This window comes from Agrobacterium sp. 22-223-1 (assembly GCF_053522385.1).
In genome coordinates this window covers 223845-239831 of the sequence record NZ_JBNWCN010000006.1, presented here as the reverse complement: position 1 = coordinate 239831, position 15987 = coordinate 223845, and the positions used below count along the sequence as shown (strand labels likewise).

Here is a 15987-nt window from a genome sequence, read left to right as displayed (position 1 = left end):
ACATACATTCAAAGGGCGTGCCAGTTTTGAGTGTTTATCTAACTTATTGAAATATAAAACTTATATGAAGGGCGTCTGAAAAAGGGGCATTTGTCGCCAAAATTTGCGTCTATTAAATGTGCGATTTTCAGAAAAAGCACATTATTTAATCATTTGCCCTTTTGCGGATCAAACCCTCCTGCGCCACGGAGGCGACCAGTTCACCCTGTCTGGTGAAAATATTGCCACGGGTCAAACCGCGTGCGCCGGAAGCGCTGGGGCTGTCCTGTGTGTAGAGCAGCCAGTCATCCAGCCGGCAGGGGCGGTGGAACCACATGGCGTGGTCGAGGCTCGCCACCTGAATGGACGGATCGAAGATGGTCGTGCCATGGGCGTAGAGCGAGGTGTCGAGCAGGGTCATATCCGACAGATAGGCGAGAATGGCCGATTGCAGGCGCGGATCATCAGGCACATCGCCGACGGCGCGGACCCAGATATCCTGCTGCGGTTCGAGTTTTTCCTTGGATATATAGTGGGTCAGCGATACCGGCCGTATCTCTATCGGCCGCTTGTTGCTCCAGTATTTGCGGATAGAGGCAGGCGCCTTGGCAAGAAAGGCTGCCTGCATCTGCTCCTCGCTCATCAGTTTTTCAGGCGGCGTCACGTCAGGCATTTTGATCTGATGGTCGAAACCATCCTCGAAAATCTGAAACGAGGCCGACATGGAAAAAATGGCCTTGCCATGCTGGATGGCGACCACGCGACGTGTGCAGAAGCTCGCGCCATCGCGGATGCGTTCCACCTGGTAGACGATAGGCACCAGCGGATCGCCGGGGCGCATGAAATAGGCATGCAGCGAATGCACGAAACGGTCGTTATCCACGGTCCTCTGCGCGGCGATCAGGGCCTGCGCGATGACCTGGCCGCCGAAAACCCGCTGCCAGCCGATCTGCGGGCTTTCGCCCCGGAACAGGTTCTCTTCCAGCTTCTCAAGATCGAGTGTGGCGATGAGATTGACCATCGGGTCTGACGTTTGCGAGGGATGCGACATTTTTTCGGCCTGCTCCGGCTGTAGGAAGACGTCACATGGTCTATAGTGCGCCGATGATGTGTGCACAAGATTTGAGGAGAAGCGCGATGCTGGACGTAGTGGTGGCAGGCGGCGGATATGTCGGTCTTTCCGTTGCTGTCGCAATCAAGCAGGCGGCCCCGCATCTTGATGTGCAGGTGGTTGAGGCCTCTCCCGAGGATGTCTGGTCGAAGGACGTTCGCGCTTCCGCCATTATTGCGGCAGCCACCCGGATGCTCGATGTTTTCGGCATATGGAACGAAATCGAGCCGGAAGCGCAACCGATACACAAGATGATCGTCACCGATTCGAAGACCGCCGATCCGGTGCGTCCCGTGTTCCTGACTTTCGACGGCGCCGTGGAAGAAGGCAGGCCGTTTGCCCATATGGTTCCGAACGTCGCTCTGGTGGGCGCATTGCGAGGCCTGTGCGAGCGTCTTGGCATAAAAATCCGTCACGGTCTCAGTGTTTCCGATTTTACCGCGGGTCCCCAGTCGACGGCCATTCGCCTTTCCGACGGGTCGACGCTCGAAGCGCGATTGCTGATTGCCTGTGACGGCGTTCGCTCCGCGCTCAGGGACATGGCCGGTATCAAGACCGTGCACTGGGCTTACGATCAGTCCGGTATCGTGACGACCGTTGAGCATGAGCGGCCGCATGAGGGCTGCGCCGAGGAGCATTTCCTGCCATCGGGCCCCTTCGCCATCCTGCCGCTGAAGGGAAATCGCTCTTCGCTCGTCTGGACCGAACGCACGGCCGATGCCGACAGGCTGGTAGCCTCCGACGATCTGGTGTTCGAGGAAGAACTGGAACGCCGGTTCGGTCACAAGCTCGGTCATCTTCGTCCGGTCGGTCCCCGCCGCGCCTTCCCATTGGGTCTGACGCTGGCGCGCTCTTTCGTTGCACCGCGTTTCGCGCTTGCGGGCGATGCGGCGCACGGCATTCACCCGATTTCCGGGCAGGGCCTCAATCTTGGCTTCAAGGACGTGGCGGCTCTCGCCGAAACCGTGGTCGAGGCCGACCGGCTCGGCCTCGATATCGGCTCACTCAACGTTCTGGAGCGTTACCAGTCCTGGCGGCGTTTCGACACGTTGCGGATGGGCGTGACGACGGATGTGCTGAACCGGCTTTTCTCCAACGATATTGGCCCTATCCGTATCATGCGCGATTTCGGTCTCGGCGTCGTGGATCGTTTGCCGGGTCTCAAATCCTATTTCATCGGTCAGGCCGCCGGCACGACGGATGCGAATGCGCCGCGTCTGCTTGCCGGCGAGGCGCTCTGATCCGACCCTTCGTGCATGTTTCGGATCGGCTTTTCCGGGATTACCGCTTGACAGCCGATTCCGGGATTTTCTGCCCGGCGGCTTTACCGTAAAGCCGAATCCGGCCAAGGACTTATCCGGATTCATAATCTGGTATGGTCTGCGCCCTGGCCAACCAGATATTGCGGAGAACAAAAGCTGAATCCCATCGAGTCAGCGATTCGTATTCGATTCGTTCGCAGACTGTTCCGCAGCCGAATCGATTTCATTTTCGCCGGATTCTTTTTGTTTGCTCAACTAGCTGAATCTGAACGGAAAATTCCATCGACCGGTCGCCCTGCGCCACTTTGCGGGTGAGGCCTATTGCCTTTGTCGGCGGGCATTGCCATGTGTGGTGCGTGCGGCCCGTATCGGTAATGCCGGGCGCACGGCAAGCAGATGAAGTCGATTCGCGGATAGTACGTTGAATTTTCGCCCCATGATCCTGAGCGGCCGCGGTGTCACGGCCGTTCTCGGCCCCACCAATACCGGCAAGACCCATTACGCGATCGAGCGGATGGTCGCGCATGGCAGCGGTGTCATTGGCCTGCCGCTGCGTCTTCTGGCGCGGGAGGTCTATACCCGCCTCGTTGAAAAGGTGGGCGCGCCGAATGTGGCGCTGATTACCGGCGAAGAAAAAATCGCACCGCCCAAAGCCAAATATTCCGTCTGCACGGTGGAAGCCATGCCGCGTGAGACGACGGCCGCCTTCGTCGCGATCGACGAGGTGCAGCTGGCGGGCGATCTCGAACGCGGGCATATCTTCACCGACCGGGTGCTGCATCTGCGCGGGCGGGAGGAAACTCTGCTGCTTGGCGCTGGCACGATGCGCCCTATCCTCGAAAAGCTGCTGCCGGGAATTACCGTTGTGGAACGCCCGCGTCTGTCGCAGCTTTTTTATGCGGGTCAGAAGAAGATAACCCGCCTGCCGCAACGCACGGCGATCGTCGCCTTTTCCGCCGATGAGGTCTATGCCATCGCCGAGCTGGTGCGCCGTCAGCGCGGTGGTGCTGCTGTGGTGCTGGGCGCGCTTTCGCCGCGCACGCGCAATGCGCAGGTGGGGCTCTACCAATCCGGCGACGTCGAATATCTGGTGGCGACGGACGCCATCGGTATGGGTCTCAACCTTGATGTCGACCATGTCGCCTTCGCGCAGGACCGCAAATTCGACGGCTATCAGTTCCGCAATCTCAATCCGGGCGAGATCGGCCAGATCGCCGGCCGCGCCGGCCGCCATCTTCGCGATGGCACATTCGGCGTGACGGGGCGTGTCGATCCGTTCGATGACGAGCTGGTGAAGCGGATCGAAACCCATCAGTTCGATGCGGTTAAGGTTCTGCAGTGGCGGACGAAAAATTTCGATTTTTCCTCCATCGCCAATCTGCGCCTGAGCCTCGATGCCGCGCCGGCGATCCAGGGACTTTCGCGCGCCCTGCCGGCAATCGACCAGCAGGCGCTGGAATATCTGTCGCGTTATCCCGAGATCATCGATGTGACGACGACCGATTCGCGGGTGGAAAAACTCTGGGAGGCGTGTGCGCTTCCAGACTATCGCCGCATTGCTCCTGCCCAGCATGCGGACCTGATCTCCACGCTCTATTTCGACCTCGTCAAACGCGGGACGGTGAACGAAGATTTCATGGCCGAGCAGGTGCGCCGCGCCGACCGGACAGATGGAGAGATCGATACCTTGTCTGCGAGGATTGCGCAGATCAGAACATGGACTTATGTATCGAACCGCCCAGGATGGCTTGCCGATCCGACACACTGGCAAGAAAAGACTCGGGAAATCGAGGATCGATTGTCCGATGCACTACATGAAAGGTTGACGAAACGCTTTGTTGATCGCAGGACATCTGTGCTCATGAGGCGCCTGAGAGAGAATGCGATGCTTGAAGCTGAAATCAGTGTAAATGGTGATGTCTTCGTAGAAGGTCATCACGTCGGCCAGTTGGCCGGGTTCCGGTTCACGCCGGTGCCGGGAATGGAAGGGCCGGATCAGAAGGCCGTGCAGGCTGCGGCGCAGAAGGCGCTTGCGCTCGAATTCGAGGCGCGTGCCGCGCGTCTGCATGCCAGTGGAAATGGCGATCTCGCTTTGAGCTCCGATGGTCTGGTTCGCTGGTTGGGCGAACCGGTTGCCCGCCTTTCGGCCGGCGACAACATCATGAAGCCGCGGGTGATCCTGCTTGCCGACGAGCAGTTGAACGGCAATGCCCGTGATCACGCGTTGGCGCGCGTCGAGCGTTTCGTCAATCATCAGATTGCGACCGTGCTGAAGCCGCTGGACGATATTTCCCGCGCCGAAGACCTTCAGGGTCTGGCGAAGGGTCTGGCGTTCCAGCTCGTGGAAAATCTTGGCGTGCTGTTCCGCCGCGACGTTGCCGAAGACGTGAAGTCTCTGGATCAGGACGCGCGCGCCTCCATGCGCCGTTACGGCGTGCGTTTCGGCGCCTACCACGTTTTCCTGCCTGCGCTTCTCAAGCCCGCCCCGGCGGAGCTTGTGACGCTACTCTGGGCTTTGAAGAATGACGGTCTCGGCAAGCCGGGTTACGGCGATCTCATTCCGGTGCTGGCCGCAGGCCGTACCTCGGTCGTCACCGATGCCAGCTTCGAGCGCATGTTCTACAAGCTCGCCGGTTTCCGCTTCCTCGGAAAGCGCGCCGTGCGTATCGACATTCTTGAGCGTCTGGCCGATCTCATCCGCCCGCTGCTGCAGTGGAAACCCGGTCAGCAGCCGCGTCCGGAAGGCGCCTATGACGGCCGCCGTTTTACGACGACCACCGCCATGCTTTCCATTCTCGGCGCGACGCTTGACGACATGGAAGAAATTCTGAAGGGCCTCGGTTACCGCGCCGATCAGGTGACGGCGGAAGAGGCGCAGGCCTTCCTCGCCAGCCACGCCGGTGCCTCTGCTCCGACTGCCGCTGAAGCGGCGACGGCTGAAGAGGAAAGCGTCGAGACCGAGGAACACGAGCCGGCTTCCGAAGAACAGGTGTCCGAGACGGCAGCTGTTGCCGAAGGCGAAGCTGTCGAGGCGCCGGTGGCTGCCAGCGAAGAGGCTGTCGCAGCCGAGGCCGTGCCGGAAGGCGCCGAGGCCGCCGAACCCAAGCCCGTTCTTCTGTGGCGTCCGGGTGGTCGCAACGAAAATCAGCGTGGCGAAAACCGTCGTCCCGGCAATCGCGGTCAGGGCCGTGGTGAAGGAGCGCGCGAACAGGGTGAGCGTCGCGGTGAAGGTCGTCGCGACAATCGTGACGGTGCAAGTGCCAATCGCAGTGGCGACGGTGAGCGCAAGCGCGATGGCGGACGTCCCGACCGTAGCAACAACCGCAACAACGATCGTCACGATCGCGGGGAGCGCAAGGACCGGCCGGAACGCAATGACCGTGGCGGAAAGCCGCAGGGTCAGCAGCGCTTCGAAGCCAAGCCGCCGCGCAAGGAAAAGCCGCTCGATCCGGATTCGCCTTTCGCAAAGCTCGCTGCTCTCAAGGAGCAGCTGAAGAAGTAAGCCATGGGAAGCAGCGAACAGCCACTGGAAAGCACGCGTCAGCGTCTGGACAAGTGGCTGTTCTTTGCCCGCATGGCCAAATCCCGTTCGCTTGCCCAGAGCTACATTCAGTCGGGCCACGTCAAGGTCAACGGCATTGCCATTCGCCAGTCCAGCCATGTGGTGAAGGCGGGCGACAGGCTGGAGATCGGCTTCGAGCGGATGGACAAGGTGCTTGTCGTCAAGTCCGGCGGAACACGGCGTGGACCCTATGACGAAGCCAGACTTCTCTATGAAGACGAGACGCCGCCGCGGGAACCTTCCGACAGGCTGACACCTCTCGAGCAGGCGTTGCGCCAGCCGGGCAGCGGGCGTCCCACCAAAAAAGAGCGCAGGGCGCTCGACAGATTTCTGTCTGACAGCGACGGAAGCAAAGATTAGAATAAACCTCCGGGTCGCACCCCTTTTTCAGAATTGTTTATCCTTGCTATCTGTAAGCAAAGGCATTACGTCACTTGCGAAATTGCCCTGTCTGAATTCCGGGCGACGGCTTGTGTTCCGAAGCCCACAGACCCGGCCTGCATATTCTGGAGTTCATCATGACATATGTCGTGACCGACAATTGCATCCGCTGCAAATATACCGATTGCGTTGAGGTCTGCCCCGTCGACTGCTTTTACGAGGGTGAAAATTTCCTCGCGATCAATCCCGATGAATGTATCGATTGCGGTGTGTGCGAACCGGAATGTCCCGCCGAAGCCATCAAGCCCGATACCGAGCCGGGTCTCGACAAATGGTTGAAGCTCAATGCCGAATATGCGGCAATCTGGCCCAATATCACGATCAAGCGCGACCCGATGCCGGAAGCCAAGGAAATGGACGGTGTCGAAGGCAAGCTCGAGCTTTATTTCTCCGCCGAGCCCGGACAGGGCGACTAAGTTTTACGGCCTGACCGCGAAACCATGATTTAAAAAAGCCCTCGCAGCAGCAGCGCGAGGGCTTTTTGCTGGGCCTCATCCGCCGCGGCCTGATTGCAGCGTGGTCGACAGCAATGTCAGAAGGGCCACGCTTTCCTCCAGGCTTTGCCGCTGACGGCTTTGCAGGATGGCGGCCTGCAGACGGTTCATCTCGCGGGCGATCGCCGCTGGCTGCCAGGTTCGCAGCGCTCTTTCGATGATGGGCTTTCTGCGGAAATGGATGTGGCGTCCAAGTGTCTGCATGACCTGACCGGCCTGCAGTTTTTTCTCATCCATTTCGGCCCGCATCTGGTCGAGCAACTGGAATTGCTTGAGGCACCCCTGGAGCACAAGGAAGATCGGGGTCTTCGAAGAGACGATCTTCTGCGTCGCATGGAAAAAGGCGTTTCTGTCGCCTTTCAGAATGGCGTCGACGGCATCGTCTGCGGAAACCGTGCTGGCGTCACCGATGATCGCCAGCACATCGTCTTCCTCGACCACGTCGGCTCCCCGGCAATAGAGTGCCAGCTTGCGGATTTCGTTGCGCGAGGCGATGCGGTCACCACCCAGGGATTCGATTAGCCTCTGTCTTGCGGCTGGCGCAATGCGCAGATTATCGGCGGAGAGTTCCTGATCGATCAATGCGTTCAATGAGCGCGCATCGTCGGCATAACAGGGAATCGCGGCGATGGAGCGCGCCGGTTCTGCGATCTTGCGCAGTCCCGTACCCTTCTTGATGTCGCCTGCTTCGATGATGAGGAAGCTCGCTTCCGGCGGTGTCTCGGCGAGAATCTGCAGCGCATCCACCAGCGCTTTTTCGGCCGCAGCACCTTTGACCCAGACGAGTTTTTCGCCGCCGAAAAGGCCGATGGCATTCACCTCGTCGAGCAGACGGCCGGGGTCGCCCTGCAGATCGGATGCGGTCAGTTTCAGCGATGCGAAAGCGTCATCGGGATCGATACCGGTCTTTTTGGCGATGACGCCTGCGCGTTCCGACACGAGACCGCGATCCGGGCCGTAAAGCACGAAAACGCGAAAGCGCTCCGCCGGATTTTCGGCGAAGCGCTCAAATTCATGGGACTTTATCTCCGTCACGGCCGCCGCTCTCAGCGGCCGAGCGTGGCGGCGATATCGGTGCGGATGATTTCAGCCAGTTCCCGGGCCGCACGGTTCTCGGCGTCGCGGGTTGCCCTGATCTTGGCGAATTCCTGCTGCGGCAGGTCCACCTGCGCCGTCACGCTACGCCGTGCGGAGCGCAGGATTTGACCGTCGGAAACGCGTGTCAGCACATATTGACCGCTCATCACGACACGACCGGGGTAAGGGCCATCGTAATTGTTGTTCGCGCGGGTCGTCAGGTCGTAATTCTGCACTTCCGTTGACGTGGCGCTCGAGCTTACGGAAACCTTGACGTTATATTGCGCCGTAGCGGGTTCGCCAGCGCCGCCGGACATCAGAAAGATCAACTGGTTGCGGACTTCCTGCCCGACTCTGCCGCCGGTCTCGGAGACGCTGACGGCCGCCAGTCTTTCCTTGGTTCCGGAAGCTTCCCCATAAAGCGGGCGCACCTGGCAGCCTGCCAGAAGACCAGCCATCGTCACGACGGAAATCGCTGCCGCGACGCGGCCCCATCTTGAAAAAACGTCAGACAACAATGTTCACAATCCTCTGCGGAACCACGATGACTTTCTTGGGCTCGCCACCGGCAAGAATGGATTTGACGGCATCCAGCGCAAGGGCGGCCGTTCGGACCGCATCTTGATCCGCATCGCGCGCGATTGTCAATTCGCCACGCTTCTTGCCGTTGACCTGCACGGGCATGACCACATCGTTTTCCTCGACCAGCGAAGCGACGAAGGCCGGCCACGGCGTCTGGGCCACGAGGCCCGTATTGCCCAGTGCGGACCAGCATTCTTCCGCCAGATGCGGCGTCATGGGGGCGATGATGCGGATGAGGATTTCGACGGCGTCGCGCGCGGCCGCCTTGACGTCCTCAGGCTTGCCGCCAGAAGCAACATCGGCGAGCGGACCGGCCAGCGCATTGACCAGCTCGTAGATGCGGGCGATGGCCTTGTTGAAGGCGAGCTTGTCTAGATCTTCCTGAACAGCCTTCAGCGTCTTGTGGGCCGCCTTGGAGGCCGCCAGCCCTTCGCCTTCGGTCGCAGGCTTCGGTTGGACGGTTCTCAGCTCTTCCGCCGCTTCGCCGACGATGCGCCAGACGCGCTGGACGAATCGGTTTGCGCCTTCCACCCCGGCTTCGGACCAGATGACGTCGCGATCGGGCGGAGAGTCCGATAGCACGAAGAAGCGGGCGGTATCGGCGCCGTAGGATGCGATGATGTCATCCGGGTCGACCACGTTCTTCTTCGACTTCGACATCTTCTCGATGGAGCCGATTTTCACCTCTTCGCCGGAAGAAAGCAGGAAGGCGCGGCGTGTGCCGTCGTTTTCTTCGATCCTCAGTTCGGCAGGCGGTACCCATTCGCGTGCGGTGCCTTCGCCGCGGCTATAGGTCTCGTGCACCACCATGCCCTGCGTGAACAGGCCCTTGAAGGGTTCCTTGACGCCGACATGGCCTGTCTCGCGCATCGCACGGGTGAAGAAGCGCGAATAGAGCAGATGCAGGATCGCGTGCTCGATGCCGCCGATATACTGATCGACCGGCAGCCAGTGGTTGGCGACCTTCGGATCGGTCGGTGCGTCTTCCCACGGCGCGGTGAAGCGCGTGTAATACCAGCTGGAATCGACGAAAGTATCCATCGTATCGGTTTCGCGGCGCGCGTCATGGCCGCATTGCGGGCAGGAGACATGACGCCAAGTGGGGTGCCGGTCCAGCGGGTTGCCGGGCACATCGAACGTCACGTCGTCGGGCAGCTTGACCGGCAGGTCCTTTTTCGGGACCGGTACGACGCCGCAGACTTCGCAATGGATGACCGGGATCGGGCAACCCCAATAACGCTGGCGGGAAATGCCCCAGTCGCGCAAACGGAAATTGACCTTGCGCTCGGCCTGCGGCGCGTTGCCCAGCGTCTGCGTAGAAAGCTTCTGCGCCATCGCCTCAAAGGCGTCAGCCGTCTTCATACCGTTCAGGAAGCCGGAATTGATCATCACGCCGTCATCGGTGAAGGCGGTATCATCGATGGTGAAGTTTGCAGCATCGGGGCCTTCGGGTGCGACGACGGCCACAACCGGCAGGCCGTATTTGCGGGCGAAATCCAGATCGCGCTGGTCACCCGACGGGCAGCCGAAGATCGCGCCGGTGCCATAGTCCATCAGCACGAAATTGGCGACATAGACCGGCAACTCCCAGCTCGGGTCCAGCGGGTGCACGACCTTGACGCGGGTATCGATACCCTTCTTTTCAGCCGTTTCGAGCGCTGCGAGCGAGGTGCCATGGCGGCGGCATTCGTCGCAGAACTCGGCAATCGCCGGGTTGTTCGCGGACAGTTCTCTCGCCAGCGGGTGGTCGGCGGCGATTGCCAGGAAGGATGCGCCGAACAGGGTGTCCGGGCGTGTCGTATAGACGGTGATGTCGGAGAAACCTTCCGGCGCCGTGTCGGCGACCGTCTGCCAGCGCAGTGACAGGCCTTCGGAGCGGCCGATCCAGTTCTTCTGCATCAGGCGCACTTTTTCCGGCCATTGGTCGAGCGTATCCAGCTCGTCCAGCAGGTCCTGGCTGAAATCGGTGATGCGGAAGAACCATTGCGTCAACTCGCGCTGTTCGACCAGCGCGCCGGAGCGCCAGCCGCGACCGTCGATCACCTGCTCGTTGGCGAGAACCGTATGGTCGACCGGGTCCCAGTTGACCTTGGACTGCTTGCGATAGACCAGACCCTTTTCCATGAAATCGACGAAAAGCGCCTGCTGGCGGTGGTAATATTCCACGTCGCAGGTCGCGAATTCGCGGGTCCAGTCCAGCGACAGACCCATGGATTTCAGCTGGCCGCGCATGGTGGCGATGTTCTGGTAGGTCCAGTCCTTCGGGTGAACCTTGTTCTGCATGGCGGCGTTTTCGGCAGGCATGCCGAAGGCGTCCCAGCCCATTGGGTGCAGGACGTTGAAACCGCGGGCGCGCTTGTAGCGGGCGACCACGTCGCCCATGGCATAGTTGCGGACATGGCCCATGTGAATGCGTCCCGACGGATAGGGAAACATCTCCAGAACGTAATATTTCTCGCGCGGATCGCTGTTGTCGGTGACGAAAACCTTGTCTTCGTTCCATTTCTGCTGCCAGCGCGGCTCGGCGTCGCGAGGATTGTAACGTTCGATGGCCATTGTTTAGAATTCCGGGTATCGAGGGGAAAAATTTGCGCTGACCTTCACCATGAAACGACCGGGGCGTCAAGTTTGGCGGGGCATTCGGGCGTTCAATCTTGGCCAGCGTGCCTCAAATGGTGCTAAACCCGCTTGGCATCAAGGCAATCGGCGTCTAGTTAGCGTTGCGAATGGTTCAAATGAAGGTCTTGTGATGGAAATCGAAGCACGTCTTGAGGATGTCAGGCAGCGCATTGCCGATGTTGCGGAAAAATCCGGACGCAAGGCGGCGGATGTTGCCCTCGTCGCGGTCTCGAAGACCTTCGAGGCGGAGGCGATTCAGCCGGTCATCGATGCGGGCCAGCGCGTGTTCGGCGAGAACCGCGTGCAGGAGGCGCAGGGCAAGTGGCCAGGCCTTAAAGAGAAGACGCCTGATATCGAGTTGCATCTGATTGGCCCGCTACAGTCCAACAAGGCGGCGGATGCCGTGGCGCTGTTTGATGTGGTGCAGAGCGTCGACCGCGAAAAGATCGCCCGCGCACTTGCCGAGGAATGCGGTAAACAGGGTCGCAGCCTTCGTTTTTATGTGCAGGTCAATACCGGGCTTGAGCCGCAAAAGGCGGGCATCGATCCGCGTGAGACCGTGGCTTTCGTCGGCTTTTGTCGGGATGAGCTGAAATTGCAGATCGAAGGACTGATGTGCATTCCGCCGGCGGATGAAAATCCGGGTCCGCATTTTGCGCTTCTGGCGAAGCTTGCCAAACAATGTGGGCTTGAGAAGCTTTCCATGGGCATGTCGGGCGATTTCGAAACCGCCGTGGAATTCGGCGCGACGAGTGTCCGTGTAGGCTCGGCGATCTTCGGTACGCGATAAGGCTGCAAATAAAAAACCCGGCGCTGAGGCCGGGTTTTCAAACTCTAAAAGACGTTCGATCAGTAGTGATCGTCCTCGTCTTCGTCCTTCTGCGTAGACTTCAGCGAGCTGAGCTTCTTGAAGACCGCATCGGCGTCGATCTGCTCGTCTTCCTCGCGCTGGAAGCTGTAGTCCAGACCTTCCGTCGCCGTTGCCGGCTGCAGCGTATTGTCGAGTTCTTCCGCGGTCGGAAGCGGACGGCCGCGCGAGGCGCGTTCGACTTCAAGGTCGAGATCGATCTGGCTGCAGAGGCCGAGCGTCACCGGGTCCATCGGCGTCAGGTTGGCCGAGTTCCAGTGGGTACGGTCGCGAATCTGCTCGATCGTCGACTTCGTGGTGCCGACGAGACGCGAAATCTGCGCATCCTTTAGTTCCGGGTGGTTGCGAACGAGCCAGAGAATGGCGTTCGGACGATCCTGACGCTTGGAAACCGGGGTGTAGCGCGGGCCGCGGCGCTTGGATTCCGGCACGCGGACCTTCGGTTCGGAAAGCTTGAGCTTGTGGTTGGGATTGGCTTCGGCGCGGGCGATTTCGTCGCGGGAGAGCTGTCCGGTTGCAATCGGATCGAGACCCTTGATGCCCTGTGCGGCTTCACCGTCGGCAATCGCTTTGACTTCGAGCGGATGCAGTTTGCAGAACGTGGCGATCTGATCGAACGACAGCGCGGTGTTGTCAACCAGCCATACAGCCGTAGCCTTTGGCATGAGCAATTGTTGAGCCATAGATACAGTCCTTCTGTCCGTCCGCGCCGGTGTCGCGGGCCGTGGGTATCAACCACTAATTTCCGGGATATGGGGGCTCTATAGCTGCATTGCATCAGAATTGCAATTCTTTGCGAAACAAATGACCTTTGTCTAATTGCCGTGCGAATTTGAACTGCTATGAATTCAACACATGCCTGAGGTGGGAGTCTCGGGCCACGTTAAAAGCCATATCGGTTCCAGGAGGAGTTCATGTCTGCCAAAATCTACCCGGTTCTCAAATCGGCGAAGGCCCGCACGCTCATCGACAATGAGCGTTACCAGAAATGGTATCAGGAGAGCGTCGAGGATCCGGAAAAGTTCTGGGACAAGCACGGCCGGCGGATCGACTGGTTCAAGCCCTATACCAAGGTCAAGAACACGTCTTTCAAGGGCAGGGTGCCGATCAAGTGGTTCGAGGACGGCCTGACGAACGTTTCCTATAACTGTATCGACCGGCATCTGAAGACGCATGGAGAGCGCACGGCGATCATCTGGGAAGGCGACAATCCCTATATCGACAAGAAGATCACCTATAACCAGCTCTATGACTATGTCTGCCGTCTGGCGAATGTGCTGAAGAAGCACGGCGTCAAGAAGGGTGACCGCGTCACCATCTATATGCCGATGATACCCGAGGCGGCTTACGCGATGCTCGCCTGCGCCCGCATCGGCGCCATCCATTCCGTCGTGTTCGGCGGGTTCTCGCCGGAAGCGCTGGCGGGCCGCATCGTCGATTGCCAGTCTACCTTCGTGATCACCTGCGATGAGGGCGTGCGCGGCGGCAAGCCGATCCCGCTCAAGGAAAATACCGACAAGGCGATCGATATCGCCGCCAAACAATATGTCATCGTCAACAAGGTTCTGGTAGTGCGCCGCACCGGCGGCAAGACCGGCTGGGCGCCAGGCCGCGATATCTGGTACCATCAGGAAATCGCCACCGTGAAGCCGGATTGCCCGCCGGTGAAGATGCGTGCGGAAGACCCGCTATTCATCCTCTATACGTCCGGCTCCACCGGCAAGCCGAAGGGCGTGTTGCACACGACGGGCGGCTACCTCGTCTATACGTCGATGACGCATGAATATGTCTTCGACTACAAGGATGGTGAGGTTTTCTGGTGTACGGCCGATGTCGGCTGGGTCACGGGCCATTCCTATATCGTCTACGGGCCGCTTGCGAACTGCGCGACGACGCTGATGTTCGAAGGTGTTCCCAATTTCCCGGATCAGGGCCGCTTCTGGGAAGTCATCGACAAGCACAAGGTCAATATTTTCTACACCGCGCCGACGGCGCTCAGATCGCTGATGGGGGCCGGCGACCAGTTCGTCCAGCGCTCCTCGCGCGAGAGTCTGCGGCTTCTCGGCACGGTCGGCGAACCGATCAATCCGGAAGCCTGGGAGTGGTATTACCATGTGGTCGGCGAGGATAAGAGCCCGATCGTCGACACCTGGTGGCAGACGGAAACCGGAGGCATTCTCATTTCGCCGCTGCCGGGCGCGACCGATCTGAAACCCGGTTCGGCCACACGGCCGTTCTTCGGCGTGCAGCCGCAGCTTGTCGATGCCGAGGGCAATGTGCTGGAAGGACCCGCTGACGGCAATCTTTGCATCATCGATAGCTGGCCGGGCCAGTCGCGCTCCGTCTATGGCGATCATCAGCGCTTCATCGATACGTATTTCTCGACCTACAAGGGCAAGTACTTCACCGGCGACGGTTGCCGGCGTGACGAGGACGGCTATTACTGGATCACCGGCCGCGTCGATGACGTGCTGAACGTTTCCGGCCACCGCCTCGGCACGGCCGAGGTGGAGTCGGCGCTGGTGTCGCATCACCTCGTTTCGGAAGCGGCTGTGGTGGGCTACCCGCATGCCATCAAGGGCCAGGGCATTTATTGTTATGTCACGCTGATGGCGGGCCAGAATGGCGACTATGCGCTGCGCGAGGAGCTGGTAAAGCACGTGCGCAACGAGATCGGACCGGTTGCGACACCTGACAAGATCCAGTTCGCGCCGGGTCTGCCCAAGACCCGATCCGGCAAGATCATGCGGCGCATCCTGCGCAAGATCGCCGAGGACGACTTTGGTGCGCTGGGGGATACGTCGACGCTCGCCGATCCGGCGGTGGTCGAAGACCTCATCGCCAACCGGCAGAACCGCACCGCGTCCTGATCTTCTGGGAAGGCTGCTTCGGCAGCCTTTTTCCATCTGCGATTTTCACAAACAAAAACACCCGGAGGCGGAACCTCCGGGTGTTTTCAATTGTATCCGGTAAGGATTACTGGCCGCGGATCTTCTTCAGGTCCGCCAGAACGGCGTCGACGACGTCTGCGCCGATTTCAGCCTTGTGCTTTTCGTAGACGACCATCGACTTTTCGCGGATACGGGTCTGCTCTTCTGCAGACAGCGTGTTCACTTCGAGGCCGGCAGCCTTGATCTTCTCCAGCGACTTCTGGTTCAGGTCGCGGATGACCTTGCGCTCTTCGTCGCGGCCGACGACTGCGCATTCACGCAGGGCGGCCTGTTCTTCGGGCGTGTAGCTGTCGAAGATCGGCTTGGAGAAGAGGAAGAGGAACGGCGTGTAGGCGTGGTTCGTCTCGGTGATGTACTTCTGCACCTCGTAGAACTTGGAGGTGTCGATCGTCACATAGGGGTTTTCCTGCGCGTCGATCGCGTTGGTTTCCAGCGCCGAGAAGACTTCGCCGAAGGCCATCGGCGTTGCATTGGCGCCGAGGTTCTGGAAGGTGTCGAGGAAGATGTTGTTCTGCATCACGCGGACCTTGAGGCCCGAGAAGTCTTCCCACTTGTTCACGGCATGCTTGGAGTTCGACAGGTTGCGGAAGCCGTTTTCCCAGTAGGCCAGGTTTACGAGGCCCTGTTCTTCCAGCTTCTTGTTCATCATGTCGCCGAAGGCGCCGTCCATGACGGCATCGGCTTCCTTGGCGTTGGCGAAGAGGAATGGCAGGTCGAAGACGCCGAGCGACGGGATGAGACCGACGAGCGGCGACGAGGACGTCACGACCGCTTCCTGAACGCCGGAGCGCAGAGCCTGCGTCGCCTGAAGGTCACCGCCGAGAGCGCCGCCCCAGAATGCCGTCAGCTTCAGCTTGCCGCCGGACTTGTCGTCGAGGCAGGCCTGCATGGCCTTGATGCCGTCGCCGACCGGATGATCCTGGTTGATGCCGTTCGAAACGCGGATATTGCGGCTGTTGAACTCGGCCATTGCCGGAGCGGCGGCGCCAACTGCGAAAGCGATGGCCGTGGTGGTCAGAAGAAGCTTTCTCATAATATCCT

The 15987-nt window shown here is 60.0% G+C and carries 12 protein-coding genes; 6 read left to right on the top strand and 6 right to left on the bottom strand.

Features of this window, described 5'->3' with window-relative positions; all coding sequences use genetic code 11:
* Positions 1 to 145: 145 nt before the first annotated feature.
* Positions 146 to 1030 (bottom strand): acyl-CoA thioesterase II, encoded by an 885-nt coding sequence (gene tesB, locus ACQZ60_RS22025; RefSeq protein WP_031234171.1) that lies wholly within the window; start codon positions 1028 to 1030, stop codon positions 146 to 148.
* Between tesB and ACQZ60_RS22020 the strand changes: the two genes are divergently transcribed.
* The 4 genes from ACQZ60_RS22020 to fdxA all read left to right on the top strand — a co-directional run bounded on the left by ACQZ60_RS22020 (position 1006) and on the right by fdxA (position 6771).
* Positions 1006 to 2331, top strand: a complete 1326-nt coding sequence (locus ACQZ60_RS22020; RefSeq protein ID WP_448736166.1) for a ubiquinone biosynthesis hydroxylase — start codon at positions 1006 to 1008, stop codon at positions 2329 to 2331. The two genes, tesB and ACQZ60_RS22020, sit on opposite strands and share 25 nt — an antisense overlap.
* Positions 2332 to 2788: 457 nt before the next feature.
* A complete protein-coding gene (locus ACQZ60_RS22015; protein WP_448736165.1) occupies positions 2789 to 5854 on the top strand; it encodes a helicase-related protein in 3066 nt (1021 codons plus the stop codon).
* A gap of 3 nt (positions 5855 to 5857) precedes the next feature.
* A complete protein-coding gene (locus ACQZ60_RS22010; protein WP_448736123.1) occupies positions 5858 to 6274 on the top strand; it encodes an RNA-binding S4 domain-containing protein in 417 nt (138 codons plus the stop codon).
* Between the two features lie 158 nt (positions 6275 to 6432).
* Complete coding sequence (gene fdxA, locus ACQZ60_RS22005) at positions 6433 to 6771, top strand: ferredoxin FdxA (RefSeq protein WP_003520294.1); 339 nt, start codon at positions 6433 to 6435, stop codon at positions 6769 to 6771.
* A gap of 75 nt (positions 6772 to 6846) precedes the next feature.
* On the opposite strand, the gene holA is transcribed toward fdxA, so the two are convergent.
* The 3 genes from holA to leuS are packed head-to-tail and all read right to left on the bottom strand — an operon-like array spanning position 6847 to position 11064.
* A complete protein-coding gene (holA, locus tag ACQZ60_RS22000; RefSeq protein ID WP_003520295.1) occupies positions 6847 to 7884 on the bottom strand; it encodes a DNA polymerase III subunit delta in 1038 nt (345 codons plus the stop codon).
* Positions 7885 to 7895: 11 nt separating this feature from the next.
* Positions 7896 to 8441, bottom strand: coding sequence for an LPS assembly lipoprotein LptE (gene lptE / locus ACQZ60_RS21995; RefSeq protein ID WP_161987770.1), 546 nt, complete (start codon positions 8439 to 8441; stop codon positions 7896 to 7898).
* A complete protein-coding gene (gene leuS, locus ACQZ60_RS21990) occupies positions 8434 to 11064 on the bottom strand; it encodes a leucine--tRNA ligase (protein WP_448736122.1) in 2631 nt (876 codons plus the stop codon). The genes lptE and leuS overlap by 8 nt, the downstream gene beginning before the upstream one ends.
* A gap of 193 nt (positions 11065 to 11257) precedes the next feature.
* Between leuS and ACQZ60_RS21985 the strand changes: the two genes are divergently transcribed.
* Positions 11258 to 11917 carry a YggS family pyridoxal phosphate-dependent enzyme gene (locus ACQZ60_RS21985; protein WP_035265231.1) on the top strand — a complete coding sequence of 220 codons (660 nt, stop codon included), beginning with the start codon at positions 11258 to 11260 and terminating at the stop codon, positions 11915 to 11917.
* A gap of 59 nt (positions 11918 to 11976) precedes the next feature.
* Here the strand turns inward: ACQZ60_RS21985 and ACQZ60_RS21980 are convergent, their stop codons facing one another.
* Positions 11977 to 12678, bottom strand: coding sequence for a DUF1013 domain-containing protein (locus tag ACQZ60_RS21980; RefSeq protein ID WP_003520299.1), 702 nt, complete (start codon positions 12676 to 12678; stop codon positions 11977 to 11979).
* Positions 12679 to 12909: 231 nt separating this feature from the next.
* On the opposite strand from ACQZ60_RS21980, the gene acs reads away from it, so the two are divergent.
* Entirely contained in the window at positions 12910 to 14865 is a 1956-nt protein-coding gene (gene acs, locus ACQZ60_RS21975) for an acetate--CoA ligase (RefSeq protein ID WP_035265228.1), read from the top strand.
* A gap of 106 nt (positions 14866 to 14971) precedes the next feature.
* Here acs and ACQZ60_RS21970 read toward each other — a convergent pair whose 3' ends face one another.
* Positions 14972 to 15979: a TRAP transporter substrate-binding protein gene (locus ACQZ60_RS21970; RefSeq protein WP_035265226.1), complete on the bottom strand. Its 1008-nt coding sequence runs from the start codon at positions 15977 to 15979 to the stop codon at positions 14972 to 14974.
* Positions 15980 to 15987: the final 8 nt, after the last annotated feature.